Origin of the sequence: Arsenicibacter rosenii (genome assembly GCF_001870735.1) — a bacterium.
Classification (GTDB): domain Bacteria; phylum Bacteroidota; class Bacteroidia; order Cytophagales; family Spirosomataceae; genus Arsenicibacter; species Arsenicibacter rosenii.
Window position 1 is genome coordinate 1 of record NZ_MORL01000199.1, and the last position, 818, is coordinate 818.

An 818-nucleotide genomic window follows, 5' to 3' on the forward strand; every position below is an offset into this window, starting at 1 on the left:
TAAACAGATTTGGCGTGTAATTTCGATCCATGAATATAAGGTACGTTAAACCAGCCGTGCGCATAACTTGCTTTGATGCCGAGCATATCGTTTAACCAGTAAACAGGTACATAGTCGGGTAAACAGAGCTGAACCTGCGGAACCGGTAATGCATTCATCGAAACGGCATATGAGCCGGAAGACAGCACTGTATCGACTAACCCAACCACCTGTGGCCGGCGACCGACCCACAACTCGACACGCCCTAGCCGCAGACCGGCAAAAGCCGTTAGCAGCGGCAACCAGTGACTCAACCTGCCGTTATCAGCTTTTACGGATACACCGCTCCCCTGAACGGCAACGGTCCAGTCAACCCGCCACCGCCGGGATGAATCCTTTTCCGCGTATGCCTTTTTCACCCCTGCCTGTAACCACCCGGCCGGAGCCTGCCCCGGAACGGCCCCTGACTGATTGGCCCGCAGCCAGAAAGGAAGAGACTGACCGGTAATGCCTGCCAACCGGACAAATGCATTGGCATCCCACCGGTCGACAGACTGAGCCAGCAATCCATTCACGGGTAAAAGGCCGCACAGCAGGAGACTAATCAAATAAAGCTGATACATGACCCTAAAACTATATCAGGCTATATCGCTGTGCAACAGGGTTTCCCGATTGGCCAATAACTTTACAATTCATTAATATACAGACACTTTATCTAATGCTGAGGTAATATTGCGCCGCTAGCTTTGTGGTTTAATCGCTCCAGAACTCAAATGACAGCAACGTTACCTTCACTAAATCGAATCGCGCTCGGATTATTGGGCTGCGGCATGGTTGTT

1 pseudogene is annotated in these 818 nt (G+C 51.2%); it reads right to left on the reverse strand.

Annotated features, from left to right (window positions below):
• Positions 1 to 602, reverse strand: a pseudogene (locus BLX24_RS30795) (capsule assembly Wzi family protein); the annotation flags it as partial.
• Positions 603 to 818: the final 216 nt, after the last annotated feature.